Source organism: Sphingomonas sp. SDUR79, from assembly GCF_056821745.1.
The window spans coordinates 248,336-272,803 of the sequence record NZ_JBPDIN010000001.1; the positions used below are offsets into that span (position 1 = coordinate 248,336).

The 24,468-nt window shown below is 65.5% G+C and carries 22 protein-coding genes and 1 tRNA gene; 12 read left to right on the plus strand and 11 right to left on the minus strand.

The annotated features are described in order from the left end of the window. Both ACRYLO_RS01105 and ACRYLO_RS01110 read left to right on the plus strand, forming a co-directional pair. On the plus strand, window positions 1–216 hold the full coding sequence (locus tag ACRYLO_RS01105; protein ID WP_224921336.1) for a DUF2274 domain-containing protein: 216 nt from the start codon (window positions 1–3) through the stop codon (window positions 214–216). Then, entirely contained in the window at window positions 213–425 is a 213-nt protein-coding gene (locus tag ACRYLO_RS01110; RefSeq protein ID WP_224921337.1) for a helix-turn-helix domain-containing protein, read from the plus strand. The genes ACRYLO_RS01105 and ACRYLO_RS01110 overlap by 4 nt, the downstream gene beginning before the upstream one ends. A gap of 2 nt (window positions 426–427) precedes the next feature. Here ACRYLO_RS01110 and ACRYLO_RS01115 read toward each other — a convergent pair whose 3' ends face one another. From ACRYLO_RS01115 to ACRYLO_RS01130, 4 genes are all read right to left on the minus strand, one after another. Further along, complete coding sequence (locus ACRYLO_RS01115) at window positions 428–1,660, minus strand: tyrosine-type recombinase/integrase (protein WP_224921691.1); 1,233 nt, start codon at window positions 1,658–1,660, stop codon at window positions 428–430. Between the two features lie 173 nt (window positions 1,661–1,833). Beyond that, window positions 1,834–1,920: transfer RNA gene (locus ACRYLO_RS01120), tRNA-Leu, on the minus strand. 97 nt (window positions 1,921–2,017) lie between these two features. Further along, complete coding sequence (locus tag ACRYLO_RS01125) at window positions 2,018–3,232, minus strand: MFS transporter (RefSeq protein ID WP_482658463.1); 1,215 nt, start codon at window positions 3,230–3,232, stop codon at window positions 2,018–2,020. A 38-nt stretch (window positions 3,233–3,270) separates the two neighbouring features. Next, window positions 3,271–5,535, minus strand: a complete 2,265-nt coding sequence (locus ACRYLO_RS01130) for a beta-glucosidase (protein WP_482658464.1) — start codon at window positions 5,533–5,535, stop codon at window positions 3,271–3,273. A gap of 161 nt (window positions 5,536–5,696) precedes the next feature. On the opposite strand from ACRYLO_RS01130, the gene ACRYLO_RS01135 reads away from it, so the two are divergent. From ACRYLO_RS01135 to ACRYLO_RS01165, 7 genes are all read left to right on the plus strand, one after another. Next, the gene (locus tag ACRYLO_RS01135) at window positions 5,697–8,720 is read left to right on the plus strand and encodes a TonB-dependent receptor (RefSeq protein WP_482658465.1); all 3,024 of its coding nucleotides are present in this window, start codon (window positions 5,697–5,699) and stop codon (window positions 8,718–8,720) included. 98 nt (window positions 8,721–8,818) lie between these two features. Next, complete coding sequence (locus ACRYLO_RS01140; RefSeq protein ID WP_482658466.1) at window positions 8,819–10,348, plus strand: tryptophan halogenase family protein; 1,530 nt, start codon at window positions 8,819–8,821, stop codon at window positions 10,346–10,348. Next, window positions 10,345–11,061 (plus strand): SapC family protein, encoded by a 717-nt coding sequence (locus tag ACRYLO_RS01145; protein ID WP_482658467.1) that lies wholly within the window; start codon window positions 10,345–10,347, stop codon window positions 11,059–11,061. Before ACRYLO_RS01140 ends, ACRYLO_RS01145 begins: the two co-directional genes overlap by 4 nt. After that, the gene (locus tag ACRYLO_RS01150) at window positions 11,054–12,085 is read left to right on the plus strand and encodes a cupin-like domain-containing protein (protein WP_482658468.1); all 1,032 of its coding nucleotides are present in this window, start codon (window positions 11,054–11,056) and stop codon (window positions 12,083–12,085) included. Before ACRYLO_RS01145 ends, ACRYLO_RS01150 begins: the two co-directional genes overlap by 8 nt. A gap of 8 nt (window positions 12,086–12,093) precedes the next feature. Beyond that, the gene (locus tag ACRYLO_RS01155; RefSeq protein ID WP_482658469.1) at window positions 12,094–13,581 is read left to right on the plus strand and encodes a tryptophan halogenase family protein; all 1,488 of its coding nucleotides are present in this window, start codon (window positions 12,094–12,096) and stop codon (window positions 13,579–13,581) included. Beyond that, window positions 13,581–14,627, plus strand: a complete 1,047-nt coding sequence (locus ACRYLO_RS01160) for a LacI family DNA-binding transcriptional regulator (protein ID WP_482658470.1) — start codon at window positions 13,581–13,583, stop codon at window positions 14,625–14,627. The genes ACRYLO_RS01155 and ACRYLO_RS01160 overlap by 1 nt, the downstream gene beginning before the upstream one ends. Window positions 14,628–14,724: 97 nt before the next feature. Next, complete coding sequence (locus tag ACRYLO_RS01165; RefSeq protein ID WP_482658471.1) at window positions 14,725–16,323, plus strand: DNA methyltransferase; 1,599 nt, start codon at window positions 14,725–14,727, stop codon at window positions 16,321–16,323. Between the two features lie 30 nt (window positions 16,324–16,353). On the opposite strand, the gene ACRYLO_RS01170 is transcribed toward ACRYLO_RS01165, so the two are convergent. Further along, on the minus strand, window positions 16,354–17,040 hold the full coding sequence (locus ACRYLO_RS01170; protein ID WP_482658472.1) for a hypothetical protein: 687 nt from the start codon (window positions 17,038–17,040) through the stop codon (window positions 16,354–16,356). Window positions 17,041–17,157: 117 nt separating this feature from the next. Here ACRYLO_RS01170 and ACRYLO_RS01175 point away from each other — a divergent pair, with 117 nt between their 5' ends. Both ACRYLO_RS01175 and ACRYLO_RS01180 read left to right on the plus strand, forming a co-directional pair. Continuing rightward, window positions 17,158–17,901: an NUDIX hydrolase gene (locus ACRYLO_RS01175; protein WP_482658473.1), complete on the plus strand. Its 744-nt coding sequence runs from the start codon at window positions 17,158–17,160 to the stop codon at window positions 17,899–17,901. Then, entirely contained in the window at window positions 17,898–18,629 is a 732-nt protein-coding gene (locus ACRYLO_RS01180) for an extensin-like domain-containing protein (RefSeq protein ID WP_482658474.1), read from the plus strand. The genes ACRYLO_RS01175 and ACRYLO_RS01180 overlap by 4 nt, the downstream gene beginning before the upstream one ends. Window positions 18,630–18,790: 161 nt before the next feature. On the opposite strand, the gene ACRYLO_RS01185 is transcribed toward ACRYLO_RS01180, so the two are convergent. After that, window positions 18,791–19,342 (minus strand): hypothetical protein, encoded by a 552-nt coding sequence (locus tag ACRYLO_RS01185; RefSeq protein WP_482658475.1) that lies wholly within the window; start codon window positions 19,340–19,342, stop codon window positions 18,791–18,793. Between the two features lie 459 nt (window positions 19,343–19,801). Between ACRYLO_RS01185 and ACRYLO_RS01190 the strand changes: the two genes are divergently transcribed. Then, complete coding sequence (locus ACRYLO_RS01190; protein ID WP_482658476.1) at window positions 19,802–20,347, plus strand: CHAP domain-containing protein; 546 nt, start codon at window positions 19,802–19,804, stop codon at window positions 20,345–20,347. 3 nt (window positions 20,348–20,350) lie between these two features. Here the strand turns inward: ACRYLO_RS01190 and msrB are convergent, their stop codons facing one another. The 5 genes from msrB to ACRYLO_RS01215 all read right to left on the minus strand — a co-directional run bounded on the left by msrB (window position 20,351) and on the right by ACRYLO_RS01215 (window position 24,447). Continuing rightward, window positions 20,351–20,830, minus strand: a complete 480-nt coding sequence (gene msrB / locus ACRYLO_RS01195; protein ID WP_482658477.1) for a peptide-methionine (R)-S-oxide reductase MsrB — start codon at window positions 20,828–20,830, stop codon at window positions 20,351–20,353. A gap of 61 nt (window positions 20,831–20,891) precedes the next feature. After that, window positions 20,892–22,121: a cytochrome P450 gene (locus ACRYLO_RS01200; RefSeq protein ID WP_482658478.1), complete on the minus strand. Its 1,230-nt coding sequence runs from the start codon at window positions 22,119–22,121 to the stop codon at window positions 20,892–20,894. Between the two features lie 98 nt (window positions 22,122–22,219). Beyond that, window positions 22,220–23,110 carry a diacylglycerol/lipid kinase family protein gene (locus ACRYLO_RS01205; protein ID WP_482658479.1) on the minus strand — a complete coding sequence of 297 codons (891 nt, stop codon included), beginning with the start codon at window positions 23,108–23,110 and terminating at the stop codon, window positions 22,220–22,222. Between the two features lie 42 nt (window positions 23,111–23,152). Continuing rightward, a complete protein-coding gene (locus ACRYLO_RS01210) occupies window positions 23,153–23,641 on the minus strand; it encodes a hypothetical protein (protein ID WP_482658480.1) in 489 nt (162 codons plus the stop codon). After that, on the minus strand, window positions 23,638–24,447 hold the full coding sequence (locus ACRYLO_RS01215) for an ATP-binding protein (protein ID WP_482658481.1): 810 nt from the start codon (window positions 24,445–24,447) through the stop codon (window positions 23,638–23,640). Before ACRYLO_RS01215 ends, ACRYLO_RS01210 begins: the two co-directional genes overlap by 4 nt. Between the last annotated feature and the right edge of the window lie 21 nt (window positions 24,448–24,468).

Sequence of the window (24,468 nt, forward strand, 5' to 3'; positions counted from 1 at the left end):
ATGCCAACCATTAAGCTGACCAAGCTGCCTGATCGCACGCCGATCAAGCTCACCATCACCATCACGCCGGACCTGAACCAGTTGCTGGCGGACTACGCGGAAGCCTATCGGGATGCCTATGGTCAGTCGGAGCAGGTGACTGACCTGATCCCCTATATGCTTCGCTCCTTTCTTGAGAGCGATCGCGGTTTCAGCCGCGGGAAGGCGAAATCATGACTTCACCCTCCCTGCCGACGCGGAACCATGAGCATGGCGGTGTCGCGATCGAGCCATTGTCCGTGCGCATCGCGACAGCGGTCCAGATCACGGGGATCAGCCGCTCTCGACTTTATGAACTTATCCAGTCTGGCGATCTTGAGACGGTCAAGGTCGGTCGGTCGACACTCATACCATATCGCAGCCTCAAGGAGCTGGTCGGCGGCTAACCCTATCGTCGACCGCCTCCGCTCCCGAAGATCGGACGAAAAATTGCTGCGCCGTCACGCAGCTGGTCAAGATGGTCCGACCAGTGCTGCATCATTCGGACTCGCTCGTCCCAATATTCTCCCCGCGTGTAAGCGCGGCGCACCGCGCTGCCGTCGAGGTGAGCGAGCTGCTTTTCAATCGCATCGGGGTTCCAGATGCCCATCTCGTTGAGCAGCGTTGCTGCCATGGCGCGAAAGCCATGCGCGGTCATCTCCTGCTGACTGTAGCCAAGCCGGCGAAGCGCTGCGTTGATCGTGTTCTCCGACATCGGCTTGTCCGCCGACCTGAAGGATGGAAACAGGTATTTCCCATGTCCGGTGAGCGTATGAAGGTGATCGAGATGCGCCATGACCTGTCGGGACAGCGACACCCGATGCGGGCGGCGCATTTTCATTTTCTCCGCCGGGATCGACCAGATTGCATTCTGCGCTTCAATTTCGGCCCATTCGGCCTTGCGCAACTCTCCTGGCCGGACAAACAAGTACGGCGATAGCTGAAGTGCGACCGCAGTAATCTCGTGGCCAGTGTAGCCTTCGATCGCGCGCATCAGCGCACCAGCTTCCTTCGGCGTCGTGATGGCTGCAAGGTGCGTGACCTTGGGTGTGATGAGGGCACCGCGAAGGTCGGCCGCTACGTCGCGGTCTGCTCGGGCGGTTGCGATGCCATACCGAAGGACGCGGCTTAGTACGCTGCGCATCCGGCGGGCGCTCTCGTAGCGCCCAGTTGCCTCCACCTTGCGCAACACGGAAAGCACGTCCTGCGCAGTGACCTTTGAGATCGGCAGGTTGCCGATCGTGGGATAGGCCATGCCCAGTAGCCAGCGAATCTTCTCCAGCGTGACATGCGCCCGACCCTCCCGTTCAATCTTGTCGAGCCACTCCTCGGCAACCGTCTTGAACGTATTGTCGGATGCGATCTTCTCCGCGATTCGAGAGAGTCTCTTCTCTGCGCACGGATCGAGTCCGGCGGCGATCTGCTCTTTCGCTTCGGTCCGTCGCTGGCGTGCCGCTGCGATTCCCACCTCGGGCCAGGCCCCGAAATACAGTGTCTTCTGCCGACCAAGGTGACGGTAATTCATACGCCAGAGCTTCGCGCCGTTCGGCTGTACGAGAAGGTAAAGCCCCTCGGAGTCGGCTACCTTGTAGGCTTTGTCCCTGGGCTTGGCGTTGGTGATCTGGATGTGATTCAGTGCCATGATGGTGCTAGCTCCAAAGGGCTCGCCGGCACCATCAAAAACACCATCATTTTGATGGTGCTGCCGATGGATTCGGGTGGATGAGCCCGGATTCCATTCGGCGATTTTCACTGAAAATATGCTGTAAAACCAGCTGCTTACTGGACCTTCCCGGACGTCGCCGGAAAGGCCTCTGGTGCCCAGAAGAGGACTCGAACCTCCACGACCTTGCGATCGCCAGCACCTGAAGCTGGTGCGTCTACCAATTCCGCCATCTGGGCACGGGGTAGGCGAGCGCCTCTACGGATGCGCCCTGGGACTGTCAACCGGCTTGGCTGGCAAATTCGCCTGGCGGCGCGATTTTTTCGGCGTCACCACTCAGCCTTGCTGGCGGATGGCGGTGACCAGGATACCCCCGGCTAGCGTCAGCACCGCGAGCAGCAGCATCACCGGGCCAAAATCGCGGGGAGTCGCCAGCGCCCAAGCGAGGGCGGGGCCGATCAGCGCGGGCAGGGTGTTGGTGAGGTTGATGAGGCCCAGGTCGCGCCCGCGATGCGCCGCGCTGGGCAGGAGCTGCATCGCAAAGCCGGAATGGATCGACAGGAACACCGATGAACCCAGCGCATAGAGCGCGAAGGCCGGCGCGGCGGCGGCCCAGTCGCGGGCTATGGCCAAACCGAGCAGGCCGAGCGCCGCCACCGCCGCTGCGGCAAGCAGGAACGGCTTGCGCCGCCCGATGCGGTCGGACCAGCGGCCCAGCAGCACAGCGGCGGGGAGGGGGAGCAGATAGGCGATCGTCATCAGCTGGCCGATCGGGCCGACTTGCTTGGCGGCGGACAGATCGGGGTCGATGCTGATGAAGTAATAGACGAGGTAGAGTGACAGGACGTTGCCCGCGATCTGCACCAGCAGCCGCGACAGCCAGGCGAGCGCCAGATCGCGCCCGGCGAGGCGCGGCTGCGCGTCCGCTATCGGGTCCACCGCCGCCAGTGACGGCACGCGCAGCAGCGGTACGACACAGAGCAGCACCATCGCGAAGATGAAGGCGAGGCGGGCAGCGTCGGTCGCAAAGCCGATGCCGATCATCGCCGCTCCCACCGCCGACGCCAGCGGCGAGCCGAGCGCGATCAACCCGCCCGCCAGCCCCATCTGCGTTCCCGGCACCTCATCCGCCATGATCGCAAATAGCGGGGCGAGCAGTGCGTTGACCGCAACCTGAAACAGGATGACGGCGATCAGGATCTCAGCGGGCGTCTGCGCCAGCGCGACGGTCGCGAAAGACGCTGCGAGCAGAACCAGGCCCAGCACAGCCCAGCCACGGCGTCCACCACCGCGCGCGCGCGTCCGGTCGCTGGCCCAGCCGAACGCGATATTGGACAGGCTGGCGGCGATGGCCCCCGCGATGACCGTCGCGGTGAACAGGCCGATGCGCGCTTCGCCCGCAATCTCGGCGATCTTGACCGGCAGCATCAGGCTGAGCAGCGGGAGGAACGCGATGACGCCCCCCGCATTGGCGAGCGCGACCAGCAGGATGAATCCCATCCCGCGCCGCGCTGCGCCGCCTGTCCCCTGATCGCCCGTCACCCGCTCCACCTGTTCGGACGCGTCGGTGCGCGGCCGTTTCCCGATGGCTAGGGCTTCATTGTCGCCGCGTCGAGCGTGGTGGTGAGCGTCATCGATCGGTCCGTCGCATCGCGGGCGATCGCGACGCGATAGCTGCCCCCCGCAATCCGCCAGCCGGGCAGGCTCGTGTCGTAGTCAGCGAGGATGCGCGGTTCGGCAGTCAGCGTCACCCGGCGCGATTCGCCGGGGTTCAGCGTCACGCGCTGGAACCCGGCGAGCCGCATCGGCTTGCCCGATCCGTCGCGGGTTACATAGAGCTGCGGCACGTCCGCACCGGCGCGCTGGCCAGTGTTGGTGACGGTGAAGCTGACGGTCAGCTTCTTGCCCCCGGTGAGCTGCGGCTGGGCATAGGTGAAGTTGGTGTAGCTGAGGCCATGGCCGAACGCGAACAGCGGCTTGTTGCCCTGCCGTTCGTACCAGCGATAGCCGACGTCGCTGCCCTCCTGATATTTGACCGGGAAGGTCTTGAGGCTGAAGTCGCCGCCCGCCGCCGGGTTCGACGCGGCATCGCGCTCCAGGCCGGTGAGCAGGTCGAGCCCGACCGGGGTGGGGCGGGGTGCCTGTGCCTCGCGGACGGGGAAGGTGATCGGCAGGCGGCCCGAAGGATTGACCTTGCCGGTCAGGATGTTCGCGATCGCCTCGCCGCCGCGCTGGCCGGGGTACCAGGCCTGGACCACGGCGGGGACCTGTTCGATCCACGGCATCGTCACTGGGCCGCCGGTGGTCAGCACGACGACTGTCTTGGGCTGAGCCTTGGCGACACCGGCGATCAGCGCGTCCTGATGGTCGGACAGGCGCAGGTTCGGCACATCGTCGGCCTCGGTCGTCCATTGCGTCGCAAAGACGATGACGATGTCGGCCTTGGCGGCGGCCTCCAGCGTCGCATTCATGTTGCGGCCGTCGGTAAAGTCTACCTGTGTTCTGGGCGCTGCCTTGCGCAGCGCGGCGAGCGGGGAGGAGGCGTGATAGGTGATCCGTGCGAACGACGCCGAGCCGCCATAGGCGAGCGGGATTTCGATCGGCGCGCCGCCGACCGAGCGCACCTGGCTGGAGCCGCCGCCTGACAGCACGCCGACATCCGCACCGCCGCCGATGACCAGGATCTTCTTCGCGCTTGCCGCCAGCGGCAGGATGCCGCCGTCATTCTTGAGCAGCACGATGCCGGCTTCGGCGGCGCGCTGCGCGACTTCGGCATTGGCGGCATAGTCGATCGGCTGTGCCGCGGCGGGGGCGGGCGTGTCGAACGCGCCGGTGAGGATCAGGCCGGTCAGGTACCGCGCGACCATGTCGTTGAGGCGTGCCATCGGCACCTCGCCCTTCTCGACGGCGGCCTTCAATGGCGCGTCAAAGAACATCGCCTTGTCGAGTTCCTGACCCGATTGCTGGTCGAGCCCGGCCATTGCCGCCTTCACCGTGGTATGGACGCCGCCCCAATCACTCATCACCCAGCCGGGATAGTTCCAGTCGCGCTTGAGCACCGTGTTGAGCAGGAAGTTATTCTCCGACGCCCAATGGCCGTTGACCTTGTTGTATGCGGCCATCACCGATCCGGGCTTGCCCTTTTCGATCGCGATCTGGAAGGCGAGCAGATCGCTTTCACGCAGGGCTGCTTCATCGATCTGCGCGTCGAGCACCATCCGGCCCGTCTCCTGCGCGTTGAGCGCGAAATGCTTTATCGTGGAGACGATGCGGTTCGACTGGACGCCCGCGATATGCGCGCCGGCCAGTTCGCCGGCGAGCAGCGGGTCTTCGCCGAGATATTCGAAATTGCGCCCGCCCCATGGATCGCGCGTCAGGTTGACGCCGCCGGCGAGCAGGACGTTGAAGCGCTTGGCGCGCGCCTCCGCACCGATCATCGCGCCGCCCGCGCGGGCAATCTCGGGGTCGAAGCTGGCGGCGGTGGCGAGGCTGGAGGGGAGGGCGGTGGCGACGTCGCCCTTGCGCTGCTCGACCTGATTGGCGACGCCAAGCGAGGCATCGCTTTCGCGGACGATGGGGATTCCGACGCGCGGCACGCCGTCGATATGCCCGGCCGACGGGATCAGTTCTTCCTGCGTCTTGCCTCCGGCCATGGGCGGGAACAGGCCGTGGACCAGCATGATCTTTTCATCGAGCGTGAGCTTCGCGACGATCGCGTCCGCCCGGGCGCGAGCCTGTTTCGCCGAAACAGTCGTGGCGGCGGCTGGCTTTGGAGCCTGCTGCGCTACGCTGGCACTGGTTGCAACTGCACCGATGGCGGCCGCAGACATGAGTGCGGCGATCATTTTCGACATCGAATTTCCTCTCCAGCGATGTGCGCTGCGCATTTCCCTGCCAGCTGCACCGACTGTCCAGACAGCATAGATTGGGAACGTTCACAATAGCGGATTTGCGCGCTCCGACCTGCTGGATGCCACGGGTGGCCCCGCTTGACAACGTTGTAAAACGGGTTCAAGTGAACGTTCTCAATGCGAGCACGAATGGCGTGCCGCGCGATGGGGAGGATTGGGGAATGCGTGACCTAAAGGCGCGCGCGCTTTCGCGACTGGTGATCGGCGTTTCGACGCTGGCGATCGTGACTGCGCCGGCATTTGCACAAGAGACTGACGCTGCGGCACCGGCGGAAGAGGGCGAGGAAATCGTCGTCACCGGCATTCGCGCCAGCCTTCAGGCAGCGGTGGACATCAAGCGCGACGCACAGGGTGTTGTCGACGCGATTTCGGCCGAGGATATCGGCAAATTCCCGGACACCAACCTCGCCGAATCGCTCCAGCGCATTACCGGCGTTTCGATCGACCGCTCGAACGGCGAAGGCTCGACCGTCACCGTCCGCGGCTTCGGACCTGAGTATAACCTCGTCACGCTGAACGGTCGCCAGATGCCGACCTCGACGCTCGGCGATGGTGCCAGCGCGCCGGCCTCGCGTTCGTTCGACTTCGCCAACCTCGCCTCTGAAGGCATTGCTGGCGTCGAGGTCTACAAGACCGGCCGCGCCGCCGTCGCATCGGGCGGTATCGGCTCGACCATCAACATCAAGACACCGCGTCCGCTCGATCGTCCGGGCATGCGCGGATCGGTCTCGGTCAAGGGCGTGCTCGACACGTCGCTGAACGAAGGCAATGAGATCACGCCGGAAGTGTCGGGCGTGTTCAGCACGACCTTCGGCAATGAAGAGCAGTTCGGCATCCTCGTCTCGGGCATCTATCAGAGGCGCAAGGCGAGCGTGAACACCGGCTCGGTCGGGTTCGGCAATTCGTTCCTGGGGAACGAGAATGACTGGGGCACGCTCGGGCCGGAGGGGCCGAACGTCATCAACCGTCCCGGCGCGACCGAAGTCTATGAAGTGCCGCAGAGCGCGGCCTATAACCTCACCGATATCGATCGTGAGCGGATCAACGGCCAAGTCGTGCTGCAGGTCCGTCCGGCGGATTCGGTGACCGCGACGTTCGACTTCACCTATTCGCGCAACCGCGTGGAAGCGCGCGACAGCAGCGTCGGCGTGTGGTTCAACTTCGGCGATACCTCGTCCGAATGGACCGACGGCCCTGCCGCCGGCCCGGTCTTCTACACCGAGCGGTTCGGCCCCGGTAAGGACCTGTCGTACAGCGGGTCGCTGACCGCGAACGAGTCCGAGAACAAGTCGTTCGGCGGCAATCTGAAGTGGGAAGCACCGGGTGGCGTTACGGTCACGCTCGACGCGCATCATTCGACCGCAGAGTCGAAGCCGACCAACAAGTTCGGCACCAGCACTTCGGTCGGTTCGGCCGTATTCGGCGTCGCGTCGCAGACCGTCGACTTCACCAACGAACTGCCGGTGCTGTCCTATACGATGCAGCCGGGGATCGACGCGCTCAACCCGGCGCTGATCACCGCGACCGGCAACTCGTTCCGCAACGCCTATTTCAAGGACGAGATCAATCAGGTGCAGCTCAATGGTCGCTACGACCATGACGGCGACTTCCTCGATTCGATCGACTTCGGCTTCTCCTATGTTCAGAACAAGGTGCGGTCGGCCTATGGGTTCGTTCAGAACGACACCTGGGGTGGCATCGGCACGGCAGCGGATCTGCCCGACGATCTGTTCACCCGCGTCACGCTGCCCGACAAATTCCCGGGCCTGACCGGGTCAGACGCCGGCATCATCCCGGCCTATTACCGGTTCGATTTCGAGCGGATGGTGGGCATCCTCAACAGCCGCTTCGGGGTCTGTGGCGGCGACAATGACTGCCTCGCGCCGTATGAGACCGATCGCCGGATCGAGGAAAAGACGATCTCGCCGTTCGTCCAGGTGAACACCAAGTTCCAGGTCGGCGCGGGCGACGCGCACCTGATCGCGGGTGTCCGCTATGACCAGACGACGATCGCATCGGCATCGCTGACGCCGATCCCGGTCGGCACGTCGTGGAACGCGGCGGGCGAGTTCAACATCAACTATGGCACCGCCAGCGATTTCCTGACTACCAAGGGCAGCTACGACAATTGGCTGCCGGCGGTCGATTTCGACATCGAGCCGATCGAGAACGTCAAGTTCCGCGCATCGTACAGCCACACCATCACCCGCGCCGACTATAACAGTCTGCAGGGCGGCCTGACGCTCAACCGTCAGTTCGGCATCGCCGGTGGCGGCGGGCTTCAGGGCAACCCGAACCTGGTGCCGTTCCTGTCGCGCAACATCGACGTGTCGCTGGAATGGTATTACGCCCCCGCCAGCTACGTCTCGGCCGGCTATTTCCGCAAGAAGGTGAAGAACTTCATCAACTCGCAGGAAGTGGAGCGCTCGGCATTCGATCTGCGCAATCCGGCCGATGGTCCGCGCTTCCGTGCGGCGCAGGCGGCGCTGGGCGGCACGACCGATGTCTCGCGCATCCGCGACTATATCCTGCGCAACTTCAGCGGGGTTGAGGTCACGCGCGACGCGATGGGTGCGCCGATCCTTGATGTGAACGGCTATTACCAAGGCCGCATCTTCGGCCTGCCCGAGGACGGGCTGGTCGACTTCCGCGTCGGCACGCCGTTCAACTCGGACCAGACGGCCACGCTCTATGGCTTCGAGTTCGCGGTCCAGCATGCCTTCTGGGACACCGGCTTCGGTGCGCAGCTCAATTACACGATCGTGCGTGGCGACGCCGAGTTCGACAATGCCGCCAACCCCAATATCGGCCAGTTCGCGCTGGCAGGGCTGAGCGACAGTGCGAACGCGGTCGTCTATTACGACAAGGGCGGGCTGCAGGCGCGTGTCGCGTATAACTGGCGCGACAAATTCTACGCCGGTGGCAACCCCAACCCGACCTATGTCGAAGCCTATGGCCAGTTCGATGCCAGCATCAGCTATGAGTTCATTCCCGGACTCACCGCCTATGTCGAAGGTATCAACCTGACCGGCGAAGGGCGTCGCGGTCACCGCCGTAACGAAAATATGGTGACCTTCGCCCAGCCCGGCTTCGCCCGCTACATGGGCGGTGTCCGCTTCAACTTCTGACCTCCTCCCCCCAAGGCCACCCTCGTTCATTCGAGGGTGGCCCTTTTTTCATCGGGGATGCACAAGTCGGGGCGTCACTGAAGCAAACGGAAAATACGGTGGAGCAGGAAACGGTCCGGATCGTCGTCGTCGGTGGGGGAACCGCCGGATGGCTGTCGGCATGTCTGCTCGCCGCGCGCGTCCCCGGCGCCACCATCACGCTGGTCGAATCCCCCGATGTCGCGACGATCGGGGTTGGCGAAGGAACCTGGCCGACGATGCGCCGCACATTGCAGGCGATCGGGCTGGACGAGGCCGAGTTCCTGCGCGCCTGCGACGCGTCATTCAAACAGGGTTCGCGCTTCATCGGCTGGGGCAGCGGCGCGGCTGACGATGCCTATTACCACCCCTTCACACCGCCCGCCGATACCGACGCCCGCGCGCTCGTCCGTGGCTGGCATGTGGCCGCCGGAGGGCAGGCGTTTGCGCCAGCGGTATCGGCCCAGCCGCGCATCTGCGACCTCGACCTTGCGCCGCGTCAGCGGGCGATGTCGGGCTATGCCGGCGCGCTCAATTACGCCTATCATCTCGACGCGGCCAAGCTGGCCGCGCTGCTGGCGCAGCATGGGGTGGAGAAGCTTGGCGTGCAGCATGTGCGTGCGCATGTCATCGGGGTCGATGCCGACGCCGATGGCGATCTGCGCGCGGTGCTGACGCGCGAACAGGGGGCGATTGCAGGCGATCTGTTCATCGACTGCACCGGCCATGCCGCGCTGCTGATCGACGGGCATTTCGGCGTTCCGTTCGTCGATCGCAGTGACGTGCTGTTCAACGATCGCGCGCTGGCGGTGCAGGTGCCGGTCGATCCCGACAGCCCGATCCGGTCGCAGACCGATGCGACCGCGCATGACGCGGGCTGGATCTGGGACATCGGCCTGCCGACCCGGCGCGGCGTCGGGTGCGTCTATTCCTCCGCCTTTATCGATGACGATCAAGTTGCGGCGACGCTGGCCCGTTATCTCGGACGAGACCCCGCCGATCTCGGCGCACGCGCGCTACGCTTCCGCTCCGGGCATCGCGCCGAATTCTGGAAGCGCAATTGCGTTGCGATCGGGCTATCGGCCGGATTTTTGGAGCCGCTGGAGGCATCGGCGATCGTGCTGATCGAATTGTCGCTGGGCGCGCTGATCGATGGCTTCCCGGTCGACCGCGCGGCGATGGATATTCAGGCGCGCCGCTTCAACACCCTGTTCCGCTATCGCTGGGACCGGATCGTCGAGTTCCTCAAGCTCCATTATGTGCTCAGCCGGCGCGATCAGCCTTATTGGCGCGCGCATCGGGACCCGGCGTCAATTCCGGATCGGCTGAGCGAGTTGCTCACGCTGTGGCGGCACCAGCCGCCATCGATCGCCGATTTCCCGGCGGTGGACGAAATCTTCCCCGCCGCCAGCTACCAATATGTCCTTTATGGCATGGGTCATTCCGCGCCGCCGCCCGGCCCGGTCGCGGTCGAACCCGAAGCGGCGGTCCGTGCCATGGCGCAGGCGGCCCAGCGCGGTCGTGCGCTCGCCGCCAGCCTTCCCACCAACCGCGCCTATCTTGACGCGCTGCACGCCGCCGCGCCACGCAGGGCGCTGGAGACCCTATGACCGACCATCAGCTGCTGACCCCCGAAGCCCATGCCGAGCTGCGCGTCCATCGCGGACGCGGCGCGACCTATGGCGATGCGGTCATGTCGTGCGTGACTGTCCCGGACGAGTTTCGCCAGGTTCAGGCCCATTACCCGATCCTGTTCCGGCGCAATATCGAGCGCGACGATGTTGTCGCCGTCGCCCTGTTCGGATTCGAGGAGGGCGAAAATCTGTTTCTGAGCGGCGATTGCTGGGACGCGGGCTATGTCCCGCTGGCGATCGATATTCAGCCGTTTCTGATCGGCGGCGCCCCCGACAGCGCGGATGCCAAGCAGGTCTGCGTCGACCTCGCCAGCCCGCGCATCGGCGCCGGCGAAGGCGTGCGGGTGTTCGACGAGTTCGGCCGTCCCAGCCCCTATCTCGAAACCGTTGCCGAGCAGTTGGGCGCGCTCGATGCCGGGTGGCAGGGTGCCGCCAGCTTCTACGCCGCGTTGCGCCGCCACGACCTGCTCGAGCCGCTGACGTTCGAAATCACGCTGGACGATGGCTCGACCCATCGGCTGGTCGGCTTCCACGCCGTGAATGAAGACCGGCTTCGCGCGCTCGACAGCGCGGCGCTGGGCGATCTGCATGGCGAGGGGCATCTGATGCCGCTGTTCATGGCGGTCGCGTCGATCGGCAACATCGCTGCGCTGGTCGATCGCAAGAACCGGCGGATTGCCGATGGCTGAGGCAGATCCCGGCGCACTGGCGGGCGTGGCGGCCGTGCCCGAGGTCGCGGTTGCCAATGCCGCCGCGCTGGACGCACAGCTGCGCGCTGCGACTGCGCCATTCGTGGTGCGCGGGCTGGTGCGCGATTGGCCGCTGGTCGAGGCCGGGCTGGAATCGGGCCGCGCCGCGCGCGACTATCTGCTGCGCCGCCGTCGCGATACGCGCTTTGCCGTTTCGGTCGGCCAGCCGGGTAGCGACGGTCGCCTGTTCTATGATGCGGCGATGGGCATGAACTTCACGATGGTCCGTGCCAAGCTGCCGGAGATTTTCGCCAAGATCGACGAGACCGAGGGCGATCCCACCGCGCCGCCAATCTATCTCGCCTCGATCGACGTGCATGATTTCTTCCAGGGTCTGCACGAAGCGAACCATGTCGATCTGGGCGACCGCCAGTGCATGGCGAGCATCTGGATCGGCACGCGCACGCGCATTGCGGCGCATAACGACATGCCGGCCAACCTCGCCTGCGTCGCCGCCGGGCGGCGGCGCTTCACGTTGTTCCCGCCGGACCAGTTCCGCAACCTCTATCTCGGCCCGCTCGACAACACGCCCGCCGGGCGCGCGGTCAGCATGGTCGATTTCAGCAATCCCGACTTTGCCGCGCACCCGAAATTTCGCGAAGCGCTGACGCAAGCGCAAGTCGTCGAGCTGGAGCCCGGGGACGCGCTGCATATCCCGTCGATGTGGTATCACCATGTCGAGGGGCTGGAGCCGTTCAACATCCTGCTCAACTATTGGTGGCGCGATACGCCGGTCTGGCTCGGCCAGCCGCAGGATGCGCTTCACCACGCGCTGCTCGCGATCCGCGACCTGCCCCCGGCGCAAAAGGCGCATTGGCGCGATCTGTTCGACCATTATGTGTTCGACAATGACGATGCCGTCACCGCCCATATCCCGGCGAGCGGGCGCAGCATTCTCGATCCACTGACGCCCGACACCGCGTCGCGCATCCGAACCTATCTGCTGCGGCAGCTCAGCCGATGAGGAAAGACATGATCAAGCGTATCGTCGTTGCCGGCGGCGGGACTGCGGGATGGATGGCCGCCGCTGCATTGGCGCGCACTATGGGCCACACCGTCGCGGTGACACTGGTCGAATCCGAGGCAATCGGCACGGTCGGCGTGGGCGAGTCCACGATCCCGCCGCTCGTCGTCTACAACCGCCTGCTCGGCATCAACGAGGCCGAGTTCATGCGCGCCACCCAGGCGACGTTCAAGCTCGGCATCCTGTTCGACAATTGGAAACAGCCGGGCGACCGCTATTTCCACAGCTTCGGCTATACCGGGAAGGACCATTGGGCTGCGGGATTCCAGCATTACTGGCTGGAAGGCCGCGCGCGCGGGCACACCCAGCCTTATGACGATTACTGCCTCGAACTGATCGCCGCGCTGCAGAGCAAGTTCGCGCAGCTGCCCGACAACAAGGTCAACTACGCCTATCAGCTCGATTCCGGCCTTTATGCCCGCTTCCTGCGCCAGATGGCGGAGGCGGACGGCGTCACGCGGATCGAGGGCAAGATGGCCCGCGTCGAGCTGAACGGCGAGAGCGGCGACATCGCCGCGCTGGAGCTGGACGGCGGTCGCCGGATTGAGGGCGACCTGTTCCTCGACTGCACCGGGTTCCGCGCGCTGCTGATCGAGGGAGCGTTGCACGCCGGGTATGACGACTGGACCCACTGGCTGCCATGCGACAGCGCGATCGCGCTGCAGACGCCGAATGTCCGCCCGCCGGTCCCCTATACCCGTGCGATGGCGCATGACGCCGGCTGGCAATGGCGCATCCCGTTGCAGCACCGCACCGGCAACGGCATCGTCTATTGCAGCCGCTATCTCGACCATGACGCCGCGCTCGAACGGCTGCTCGGCAATATCGAAGGCGAGCCGCTGACCCCGCCCAACAAGATCCGCTTCCAGACCGGCGCGCGGCGCAAGCAATGGCACCGCAACTGCATCGCGATCGGCCTGTCGGGCGGGTTCATGGAGCCGCTCGAATCCACCTCGATCCACCTGATCCAGCGCGCGATCCTGCGCCTGATCCGGATGATGCCGCAGGGCGCGATCAGCCCGCGCGACGTCGCCGAATTCAACGACCAGCAGTTCCAGGACATGGAGCAGATCCGCGACTTCCTGATCCTGCACTACAAGGTCACCGACCGCCGCGATTCCCCCTTCTGGCGCCAGTGCGCCGCGATGGACGTGCCCGACAGCTTGGCCCAGAAGATCGAGCTGTTCCGCGACACCGCGCGCGTGTTCCGCCGCAACGAAGAGCTGTTCGCCGAGAATAGCTGGGTTCAGGTGATGCTGGGGCAGGGGATCGAACCGCGCGCATGGCACCCGATCGCGGGCAAGCTCAACGACGATGAACTCGACCGGCTGCTCGGCATGATCCGGCAGGACGTGACCCGCACCGTCGCGGGCTTGCCCGCCCATGCCGATTATGTTGCCCGCTATTGCGGCGCCGCTGAGCCTGCAGCTGCCTGATGGCGCGTCGCAAGCAGGCGGTTACGATCAAGCATGTTGCAGCGGACGCCGGGGTCTCGCTGCAGACCGTGAGCCGCGTCATCAACAAGGAGCCGAATGTTCGCCCCGAAATGATGGCGCGGGTGCAGGAATCGATCGCGCGGCTGGGCTATGTCCCGTCGATCGCGGCGCAGCGGATGAGCGGGTCGCGCTCCTACCTGATCATGGCGCTCAACGACCGCGAGCGCACGATCGAGGGGTGGAAATCGCGCGAAGGCACCGACTGGGTCGATCAGATGCTGTTCGGCGGAATGCTGACCTGCGCCGAACATGGCTATCGCCTGATCGTCGAGCTGGTCGATACGCATAGCGACCATATCGAGCGTGAGCTGTCCGCCGCGATCGCCGCGCTCCAGCCCGACGGGGTGCTGCTGACCCCGCCGCACTCGGCCAACCCGAAGATCATGGCGCTGCTCGATGCGGCTGGGATCGAGCAGGCGCGGATCGGATCGCTGATGCCGGGGCCGGGGTTCCGGCTGACTATGGGCGACGACCTCGCCGCCGCCATGGCGACGCGGCACCTGATCGAGCTGGGCCATCGCCGGATCGGCTTCATCGCCGGTTCGCTGGAATATGAACTGAGCGGCTGGCGCGTCGATGGCTGGCGCGCGGCGATGGGCGAGGCGGGCCTCTCGACCGACGGGATGCTGGCGCAGGGCGATTTCAGCATCGAATCCGGCCGCGCCCGCGCGCCCGAGCTGATCGATGCGGGCGCGACCGCGATCATCGCCAGCAACGACCAGATGGCGATGGCGACGCTGGAGGTGGCGCGCGCGCGCGGCCTTTCGGTGCCCGGCGACCTGTCGATCGTCAGCTTCGACGACACCCCCGTGGTCCGTTTCGCCCACCCGCCGCTGACCGCGATCGAACAGCCGATTGCGGCGGTGACCGCGCGCGCGGTCGAGTTGATCATCGGCGCGCGCTCCTGTCGCGCGGCGCTCGACACGCCGGTGGTGGTCACGCCGTCGCTGACGGTGCGCGAATCGACCGCGCCACCGCGATCCTGACGGTGACCGAGATCGATCCGTAACGGATCGGACACCCGCTCCCGCACAGCGACGTTGCGATACCCTCGCCGGGCCGCATGGTGCGGCGGGGGTGTCGATGAGCGTTGCCAACTCCCTGTTCTACGGGGACAATCTCGATGTGATGCGGGCGCATTTCCCGGACGGGTGCGTCGATCTCGTCTATCTCGATCCGCCGTTCAACTCGCGCGCCAACTACAATCTCCTGTTCCGCTCACCCGAAGGAAGCGAGGCCGACGCGCAGGTCGAGGCATTCAAGGACAGCTGGCACTGGAACGACGCGGCGGAGGATGCCTTCGACCAGGTGATGCAAGGCGGCCACGCCCGCGCCTTCGACCTGCTTGCCGCCTTCCGCAGCGCGCTCGGCACCAACGACATGATGGCCTATCTCGCGATGATGGCGATCCGCCTGATCGAACTGCACCGCGTGTTGAAGGCGGAGGGCAGCCTCTATCTCCACTGCGACCCGACCGCGAGCCATTACCTCAAACTGCTGCTCGACGCGGTGTTCGGGGCGGAGCGGTTCCGCAACGAGATCACGTGGAAACGCACCGCCGCGCACAGCGATGGCGGCCGCTACGGGCGCAACACCGACACGATCCTGTTCTATGCCAAGGGCGCGAAGCCGCGCTGGAACCCGCTCTTCACCCCCTATGACGCCGATTATGCCGCGCGTTTTCGCAACCGCGATCCCGACGGGCGGCTGTGGATGGACGACAATCTGACCGCCAAGGGGCTGTCCGGCGGCGGCTATCATTATGCCTATAAGGGCGTGACCTCATACTGGCGGATGCCGGTCGAGACGATGGAGCGGCTGGACCGGGAGGGGCGGCTGCACTTCACCCGCACCGGCGGCATCCGCCTCAAACGCTATCTGGACGAGGCGCGCGGGTCGCCGGTGCAGGCGCTGTGGAGCGACATCCCCGCGCTCAACTCACAGGCGCAGGAGCGGCTATGCTACCCCACGCAAAAGCCGATCGCGCTGCTCGAACGGATCATCGCCGCCTCGTCCGACCCCGGCGACCTGGTGCTCGACCCGTTCTGCGGCTGCGGCACCGCGGTGCACGCGGCGGAAAAGCTCGGGCGGCGCTGGGCAGGGATCGACATCACGCACCTCGCCATCGGCCTGATCGAAAAGCGGATGCACGCCGCATTTCCGGGCGTGGCGTTGCGGGTCGAGGGAACGCCGCGCGACTGTGCCTCGGCCGCCGATCTCGCGCGGCGCGACCCGTACCAGTTCCAATGGTGGGCGGTGTCGATGATCGACGCGGTGCCGTTCGGCGGGCGGCGCAAGGGCGCGGATGGCGGGATCGACGGCATCATCTATTTCCGCCCCGAACGCCGCCAGACCGCCCGCGCGCTGGTCTCGGTCAAGGGCGGCGAGCGTGTCGGCGTCGGCGTGGTCCGCGACCTCCACTCCGCAATGGAACGCGAACGCGCCCCGATCGGCGTGGTCCTCACCCGCTCCACCCCCTCCGCCCCGATGCTGCGCGAAGCGGCGGCGGTGGGGCGGTTCCATAGCGAGGCGACCGGGCGGAGCTATGCGCGGATGCAGATCCTGACGGTCGAGGAGCTGTTCAGGGGGCGGCGACCGGACATCCCGCTGGTGGACCACGCGGCGGCGTTTCGGAGTGCGCCGCGCGAGCGGGTGGGCGGGGAGCAGGCGGTGTTGATTTAGGGGGGCGGCTATTCGCGGGACGCGCTCATGCTAATCTGCTTGGGCGACCCCGGCCGACCGCAGCATGTTGAGGACGGCAAGGTCGCGTTTTGCCCACTTAGGTTCTGAACGGGCTACAAGAACAACGCTGTCGAACAGCGATTCGGACAGGAACCACGACAAAGCAATGTCGATTGCGGTTGCGTCGAAGTCGAGCAGTTCCCAGTCGGTTTCCGCAAGCCTGTCCCGCGTCACCAATATCTGTGTCTCTGGGTTTCTTCTGACAAGATGGCCGGGAATGGCTTCAAAGCTGCAGCCACCCTTGAACTTCGCTTCAGATATGTCGAGCGCCCATTCGACCGATACATAGAACGAGATGGTAGCCGCGTCCCATTTCTGTTGGTCAGGTGATTGCGGTCCAACAGAGCGATTGATCTTGATGCCGCTTAGCGCACCTGACAGCTTCACATGCTTAAAGACGCAGCCCCAAAGGAACAGCGGGGATGCACCTTGCCTCTTGAGGTTATGCAGCGTCACCCCTTCGAGGGCCGCAGTGTTCAGGGCTGCATTGATTTGGGTGACGTCAATCAATGACACATCACGGACCACGTTCCAGTCGCCCGGGCGTTGTGAATTCGGGAGATACCATCCGTTTAATGTGTAGTTTCGGGCACGGCATTGTCCGAAGTGGCGCTGCTCCGTTCTTCCCCATAAACTGCCGCCGTCACATTCGGTCATGCTGATCTCCCCAATGCTAGTTATGCTGCACGCGGAAATGTTCGCAATGGGTTGGTTGGCGGACATTCGTTCTGCACACATTGCCCATCCGCCCCGCTCCCCATACACCTCTTCCCAATGCCCGAAGACCTCACCCCTATCCCCGCCGCGACGCTCGTCGTCTTCCGCGAACGCAGCGATGGCCCGCCCGAGCTGTTGATGCTCGAACGCTCGGCGGCGATGCGGTTTGCGGGTGGGGCGGTGGTGTTTCCCGGCGGCAGAGTTGATGCGGGCGACCATGTTTTTGCCGCGACCCTCCACGGCGATCCCGACGACCTTGCCGCGCGGGTGGCGGCGGTGCGGGAGACGGTGGAGGAGGCGGGGGTCGCGATCGGCGTCGATCTGTCCGACCTGCCCGCCGCGCGGCGCGCGCTGTATGATGGCACCCCGTTCGCGGAGGTGATCGCGGGGGCTAGGTTTGATCCTGCCGCGCTGGTCCCCTTTGCCCGCTGGCTGCCGCATCAGGGCGTCGCGCATCGCATCTTCGACACCCGCTTCTACCTCGCCCGCTGGCCTGATGGTGCGCCCGCGCCGGCGGTGGACGGCAATGAGAATAGCCTGCTCTTCTGGTCGAGCGCGCGCGACACGCTCGCCGCCGCCGACGCGGGCAAAGTGCGGATGATCTTCCCCACGCGACGCAACCTTGAGCGGCTGGCGTTGTTCAACAGTTTCGACGATGCGGTCGCCGATGCGCGGGCGCATCCAATCGAGACCATCACCCCCTGGATCGAGGCGCGCGACGGCGTGGACCATCTCTGCATTCCCGAAGGGCTGGGCTATCCGGTCACCGCGCAACCGCTGGGCGCCGCGCTGCGGGCATGAAGGCGTTGCGCACCTCGATCGCCGCGATCGTCATCGCCGCGTTGCTGCTGACGCTGGCGCTGCTCGTCTACGCGATGCTGCGCAACCGGCCGCAGGACCTGCCCTGGACGAAGGTCGATCTGTCCCAGCCGGTCGGCATGTTCACCGGGCGCAAGCTGACCGCGCTGACCGATGATTTCCCCGCCTGCCGCGCCGCGCTCGACAAGGCCGGCATCCGCTACACCGCGCTACCGGCACGGTCGGAAGGCGAGGGGTGCGGCTATACCGACGCGGTGCGCTTGACCAAGGGCGGGGCGCGGCGGATCGGTTTTGCGCCCGCCGACCTCGGTGTGTCCTGCCCGGTCGCGGCGGGGCTTGCGGTGTGGGAATGGGAAGTCGTCCAGCCCGCCGCCCAGCGCATCTTCGGCCAGCGCGTGGCGGAAATCGAGCATTTCGGCAGCTACAATTGCCGCCGCATGTATAATCGCGAGGGCGCGAGCTGGAGCGAGCACGCCACCGCCGACGCCGTCGACATCGCCGCCTTCCGGCTGGCGGATGGCACGCGCATCACCCTGATCGGCGACTGGGCGGGGGAGGGGAAGAAGGCGCAATTCCTGCGCTCGGTGCGGGATGGCGGCTGCGACCTGTTCGCGACCGTGCTGTCACCGGACTACAACGAAGCCCACCGCGACCATTTCCATTTCGACCAGGCCGAGCGCGGCGCGATGGGCTGGCGGGCGTGTCGGTAGCCTCCTGATCCTCCCCCGCCAGGGGGAGGTGTCAGCGTAGCTGACGGAGGGGGAGGAAGGGTAAACGCAAGAGGCTCAAGGACACAGCCGTCCTCCCCCTCCGTCGTCCCGGAACAAGTCCGGGACGCCACCTCCCCCTGGCGGGGGAGGATAATTTCAAATCAATTCGGCAGTGCCCCAGCCTCAACCTTCTCCACCCATTGCGGGTAGAAGGCCGGCTGGCGGTTCGACCAGCCCGACGCGGTCGCCGCGGCTTCGCTGATCGATTGGAGCAGCTTGCGGCGCAGGTCCGGGTGCAGATGCGGCAGCGCCGCTGCCCCGCAAAAGGCGGCGGGGAGCCAGGGGCGCACTTCCGCACCGATCAGCCGCTCATAGAGAAAGCGATACGCCGAAAAGCTGGTCAGCCGCCCCTGCGACAGGTCGAACGCGGTGACGGTGATCAACGGCGCGAGGAACGGCTCCATCGCATCAAGGCCGGTATCGTCGGGGATCAGCGCGCGGATTTCGGGGAGGCGGTCATAGATATGCGCCTGCGCACGGATGCTGGCCGCTTCGACCACGTCGCGTGACCAGCGCTCCAGTGCGTCGTCGCGGTCGAGGCCGATGTCGAGCGAGCGGCGGATATAGCGCTGGGTCGCTGCGGCGAACCCCGCAAATTCCTTCATCTCGGCCAGGGTCATGGCCCCTTCGGCTGGCTTGCTCCGTGCACTCATTGACTACACTCCCACCCCACTCATTTGCCCAACGCAATCATGCTCCCCGCATGGTTAACGACGCGATAATGCTGCGTCGTCGCGCGTTAAGCATGTGATCACAGCATCTATTGCAACGCAACATGGCTGCGGCGAACCGAGTCAGTCACATTTGAAACGATCGCGCGGTGCGGCTTTGGCGCAACAAAATGGTTCGGGGCCGTAACATCGCGACCGATCGCATTGTGGTTGACCGGCTCCTTCACCTTAGGCCGGATCAGCCGGGGTTGGTCGCTCGCGGGCGGGATTCGCAGGGGCTAGGTAGTCATCCTTAGGCATCCGCTGCGTCGCAACACGGCCTGTTCCGCAGGTCATCGCCCCGACGAAACGATTCATCGGATATACAGGTGCAGGGGGTGGTCAGCCCGCGACCGCCCTGCCAATCCCCATCCTAAGAGATCGGGGAAGGGGTTTTCCACCATGTTTCAGACGCTGAAAGCGCGTTTTGCGCTGATGGCCGCGCTTTGCCTGGCGACGATCGCCACGCCGGCCCAGGCCCAGTTCTGGCAGTGCGCCCCCTATGCTCGCATGATCTCCGGCGTCGAAATCTATGGCAACGCGCACACCTGGTGGGCACAGGCCGAGGGCCGCTACGCCCGCGGCGACGCCCCGGTCGAAGGCGCGGTGATGTCCTTCGCCCCCACTGGCAAGATGCGCCTCGGCCATGTCGCGATGGTTTCGAAGGTGCTGAGCGACCGCGAAGTGCTGCTCACCCACGCCAACTGGTCGCGTCGCGGCGGCGTTGAAAAGAATGTGATCGCGATCGACGTGTCGGAAGCGGGCGACTGGAGCCGGGTCAAGGTGTGGTTTGCGTCGAACAACGGCCTTGGCACCTCGACCTACCCCGTCAACGGCTTCATCTACGCCAAGGGCGCGCCGCGCAACGACGCAGCGCCGTTCGCTGGCGAAACCGTCGCGCAGATCGACCTGTCGATGTTCGGGATCGAAACGTCGCTGCAGAAGTGAGCGTCAGGCTGGCCTGAAGTTCAGCGCCAGCCCGTTGATGCAATGCCGCTTACCGGTCGGCGGCGGCCCGTCATCGAACACATGGCCAAGGTGCCCGCCGCACCGGCGGCAGATCACCTCGGTCCGCGCCATGCCCAGCGAGAAATCCGACTTGGTCCGCACCGCATTGTTCAGCGGCTGCCAGAAGCTCGGCCAGCCGGTCCCGCTCTCGAACTTGGTCTTCGACGAATAAAGCGGCAGGGCGCACCCGGCACAGGCAAACACGCCCGCGCGCTTCTCCTTGTTCAGCGGGCTCGAATAGGGACGCTCGGTCCCCTCCTGCCGCAGGATGCGGTATTGCGCCGGGGTCAGCCGCTTGCGCCATTCGGCATCGGTCAGGCTGAATTCGAACTTCTGGGCCGCAGCCGCGCTTTCGTCCGAACTGCACCCGACGATCATCGCCGTGCCGACGACCCCGATGAACTGACGACGATGAACGCGCATCCTGCTACTCCTTCACGACGAGATACGTTGCCGGCCGCAGAAAGGTTTCACCCCGGGCGCGTCAATAGCGGCTGAGCTCCACCGGCATCGCCTTATAGCCATGGACGAAGCACGCCGCGACGCGCTCCGGCTCCGCTACTACATTGGGGCGCAGGCGGCGCTTGGCCATTTCCTCCATCAGCACCCCGATCTGCAGCTCCGCCAACCGCGCCCCGACGCAGCGGTGGATGCCATGGCCGAACGCGAGATGCCGCCGGGCATTGGCGCGGTCGACGATGATCTCGTCCGGCCGCTCGAACACGCTCTCGTCGCGATTGGCCGACAGATACCATAGGACGAGCTTGTCGCCCGCCTTGATCTGCTGCCCCATCAGTTCAGCGTCGGCCGTCGCTGTGCGCCGCATATGTGCGAGCGGGGTCTGCCAGCGGATGATCTCCTGCGTTGCATTGGCGATCAGCGAGGGATCGGCCTCCAGCTTTGCGCGCTGCTCGGGGAATTGCTCCAGCGCCCAGGCATAGGCGCTCATCGAATTGCGCGTTGTATCATTGCCGCCGACGATCAGCAGGATCAGGTTCCCCAAAAATTCGAACTGGTCCATCTCCTTCATCGCGTCGGAATGGATCATCATCGAAATCAGATCCGGCGTCGGGTCCTTGCCCACCTTGCTGTTCCACAGCGCGCCGAATTCCGCCGCGCACTGGAACAAGATCTCGCGGCGCTCTTCCTTCTTCACCGGGTCCTTGGCGATCTCGATATCACCGGCCCAGTCGGACCAATAGGTCAGCTTGCGCCGCTCTTCCCACGGAAAGTCGAACAGCAAAGCCAGCATCTGCGTCGTCAGCTCGATCGACACGCGATCGACCCAATCGAACGTCTCGCCGACCGGCAGTCCATCGAGGATTTCCGCGGTGCGCTGGCGAATGTCGCCGGTCATCCGCAGCATCTCGCTCGGCGTAAAGGCGGGGGCGACGGTGCGGCGCTGGCCGGTATGCTTGGGCCGGTCCATCGCGATGAACATCGGCATGCGGATGTCTTCGGGCATCAGGTCGGCGACGACGATTCCGCCCGCTTCGGAGGAATAGAGTTCGGGGAGCGATTCGACCTCGACGATCGGCTTGTAGGTCGAGATCGACCAATAGGGCCCGAACCCGCTATGCTCGCACTTGTACACCGGTGCCTCCGCGCGCAGCTGGCGGAACGGTTCGTGCCAGGTATCGTCGCGGTAGAGTTCGGCCCGGGTGACGTCGAGTGGATCGACGATGCGTGCGGTTTCGGGCGCAAGGGTGGCCATGGCGATACTCTCCCGGATTCTGTCTTTCCGGGAGAGTGAATTAACTTACAGGAATGTCAATAGCGGGATGCGGTGGCGCTTCCGCTTAAGGGCAGGGACTATGCGGCCGGCACCACCACGTCGATTGCCCGTTCCGCCACGCGCACCGTCACCGGCACGCGCGCCAGCACTTCGCCGTCGATCGATATGCTGCGGCGGGGGCGGGCGTCGAGCTTCAACTCGGTGCCGCGAAACTCCTCGACCAGTTTCTCGCGCCCGCGCAAGCGAAAGAAGCGGGCGTACCAGTCCCAGGCAAGCCGCCAGCGGTTGCGGCCGGTGACGACCTGAATCATCATCTCGCCGCTCTCGACACAGGCCTCGTCACTCATGACTACGCCGCCATGAAATTTGCCGTTGAGGATGCGCACCTCGCTCGCCCACATGCGGTGCGCCCCGCGCGCGTCGGTCACGGTGACGCGGAACGGGCGGAAGCGGGCGAAGCACCACAGCGCCCAGGCGAGATAGCCGACGCGACCCAGATATTTTTTGAGGTTGTGCGGCACCGTCTTCCCGATCATCGGCGACAGGCCCATCGCGGCGGCGTTGGCGAAGTAATCGCCGTCGATCATGCCGAGGTCGACGCGGCGGCGCTTGCCGGTGGCGATCACGTTGATCGCACCGTCAAGGTCGAGGGGGAGGCCAAGCGTGCGCGCAAAGCTGTTGGCGGTGCCGAGCGGCAGGACGGCGAACACGACATCCTTGCCCACGACATCATCGACCACGCCCGACAGCGACCCGTCGCCGCCGCCGACGATGACCATCGGCGCGCCGCCACGGATCGCGTCGCGCACGGTGTCGTCGAGCAGGTCGGGGTCTTTCACCGGATGCGCGGCGATCAAGCGGATGCCGGCCGCTTCGATCTTTTCCCGCGCTTGCTCGAACAGCGCTTCGCCGCGTCGCGATTTGGCATTGACGATCAGCACGGCTTCGCGCGGGATGGGAAGAGTCATGGCGCCCCAACCCCGCACGCGCGACGAAGGTCCATCGCCCGATCAGTAAAGCAGCACACGTTCGTCAATCTCCCGGAACACCGGCAGGTCGAGCGTGGCGGTGTCGGCCCAGCCGACATGCACGACGTCTTCGAAATACCAGCGGTCATGGTCGCCATCCGATTTCGAGTTGCTCCGTAGTGTGACGCGCTGGCCATAGGGAAGGCGGACGATCCAGCGATCGAGATTGGGCCGATGCGGCGCGCGGTTGGCGATGTTGAAGCGCAGCCACAGATGATCCTTCCCCTCCATCCGCTTGGCGAGCGGCACCCGCCAATCCTCGATCACGCCGAGTTCGCCATAGCTGGTTACTGGGACAAAGCGGGCGCGCGCCCGATAGTCGATCCGCTGATACCAGCCGCGCTCGCTGGCGCGCGGCGGATCAAACGGAAGTTCGCGGGGCAGGGCATTGCGCACGCCCGACCAGGGCATGCCGCGCGCCACCTTGTCCCAATGGATATGCACATGCTGGATGGCGAGTTGCCCCCTCACAGGCGTTTGCCCGTCCGCCCGGCCAGATCGACGACATATTGCCAGGCGACCCGACCCGAGCGGCTGCCGCGCCGGGTCGCCCAGTTGATCGCCTCCGCCGCGTCGAACGGCAGGCCGTGGTCCGCCGCATAGGTCCGGACGATCGCGACATAGGTGTCTTGATCGATCGCGTGGAAGCCGAGGCTGAGGCCGAAGCGGTCGGCCAGCGCGAGGCTGTCGTCGATGCTGTCGCGCGGGTTGATCGCGCTCGCCTGTTCCTCAAGGTTGCGGGGGATCAGATGGCGGCGGTTCGAGGTCACGAACAGACGGGTGTTCGCCGGGCGCGCTTCGGCCCCGCCTTCGAGGAGCGAGCGCAGTGCGCGGCCGTCTGAGGCGGCGTCGAATCCGAGATCGTCGAGGAAGATGACGAAGGCGCGCGGCGCTTCGGCGAGCAGGGTGAACAGTGCAGGGAGCGTGTCGAGCGCGTCGGCTTGCGTTTCAATCAGCGCGACACCTCCGCCTTCGGCCTGAACCGCGGCGACGGCGGCCTTGCTCAGCGCCGATTTGCCGGTGCCGCGTGCGCCCCACAGCAATGCGTCATGCGCGGGCAGCCGTGCGGCGAGGCGGCGGACATTCTCGACTAGGGTGGCTTTCTGTGCGTCGATCCCGACCAGTTCGGACAGCGGGAGCGGCGCGAAGGCGCGGGCTGGCTGGAGATAACCGCGATGCCAGACATAGGCGGGATGCGCGGTCAGGTCCGGCGCGGGTGGCGGGGGCGGCGCGAGCCGTTCGAGTGCGGCGGCGATGCGGTCCAGCGGGTCGGTCATCACCCCGACGGCTAGGGGGTG

Bases quoted from the DNA above. Each gene is read 5' to 3' on its own strand.
- ACRYLO_RS01215 (WP_482658481.1), bottom strand. From the start codon at position 24,447: ATGACCGACCCGCTGGACCGCATCGCCGCCGCACTCGAACGGCTCGCG.
- ACRYLO_RS01130 (WP_482658464.1), bottom strand. From the start codon at position 5,535: ATGTCGAAAATGATCGCCGCACTCATGTCTGCGGCCGCCATCGGTGCA.
- ACRYLO_RS01155 (WP_482658469.1), top strand. From the start codon at position 12,094: ATGATCAAGCGTATCGTCGTTGCCGGCGGCGGGACTGCGGGATGGATG.
- ACRYLO_RS01160 (WP_482658470.1), top strand. From the start codon at position 13,581: ATGGCGCGTCGCAAGCAGGCGGTTACGATCAAGCATGTTGCAGCGGAC.
- ACRYLO_RS01180 (WP_482658474.1), top strand. From the start codon at position 17,898: ATGAAGGCGTTGCGCACCTCGATCGCCGCGATCGTCATCGCCGCGTTG.
- ACRYLO_RS01110 (WP_224921337.1), top strand. From the start codon at position 213: ATGACTTCACCCTCCCTGCCGACGCGGAACCATGAGCATGGCGGTGTC.
- ACRYLO_RS01190 (WP_482658476.1), top strand. From the start codon at position 19,802: ATGTTTCAGACGCTGAAAGCGCGTTTTGCGCTGATGGCCGCGCTTTGC.
- ACRYLO_RS01145 (WP_482658467.1), top strand. From the start codon at position 10,345: ATGACCGACCATCAGCTGCTGACCCCCGAAGCCCATGCCGAGCTGCGC.
- msrB (WP_482658477.1), bottom strand. From the start codon at position 20,830: ATGCGCGTTCATCGTCGTCAGTTCATCGGGGTCGTCGGCACGGCGATG.
- ACRYLO_RS01115 (WP_224921691.1), bottom strand. From the start codon at position 1,660: ATGGCACTGAATCACATCCAGATCACCAACGCCAAGCCCAGGGACAAA.
- ACRYLO_RS01170 (WP_482658472.1), bottom strand. From the start codon at position 17,040: ATGACCGAATGTGACGGCGGCAGTTTATGGGGAAGAACGGAGCAGCGC.
- ACRYLO_RS01185 (WP_482658475.1), bottom strand. From the start codon at position 19,342: ATGAGTGCACGGAGCAAGCCAGCCGAAGGGGCCATGACCCTGGCCGAG.
- ACRYLO_RS01165 (WP_482658471.1), top strand. From the start codon at position 14,725: ATGAGCGTTGCCAACTCCCTGTTCTACGGGGACAATCTCGATGTGATG.
- ACRYLO_RS01175 (WP_482658473.1), top strand. From the start codon at position 17,158: ATGCCCGAAGACCTCACCCCTATCCCCGCCGCGACGCTCGTCGTCTTC.
- ACRYLO_RS01105 (WP_224921336.1), top strand. From the start codon at position 1: ATGCCAACCATTAAGCTGACCAAGCTGCCTGATCGCACGCCGATCAAG.
- ACRYLO_RS01205 (WP_482658479.1), bottom strand. From the start codon at position 23,110: ATGACTCTTCCCATCCCGCGCGAAGCCGTGCTGATCGTCAATGCCAAA.
- ACRYLO_RS01150 (WP_482658468.1), top strand. From the start codon at position 11,054: ATGGCTGAGGCAGATCCCGGCGCACTGGCGGGCGTGGCGGCCGTGCCC.
- ACRYLO_RS01200 (WP_482658478.1), bottom strand. From the start codon at position 22,121: ATGGCCACCCTTGCGCCCGAAACCGCACGCATCGTCGATCCACTCGAC.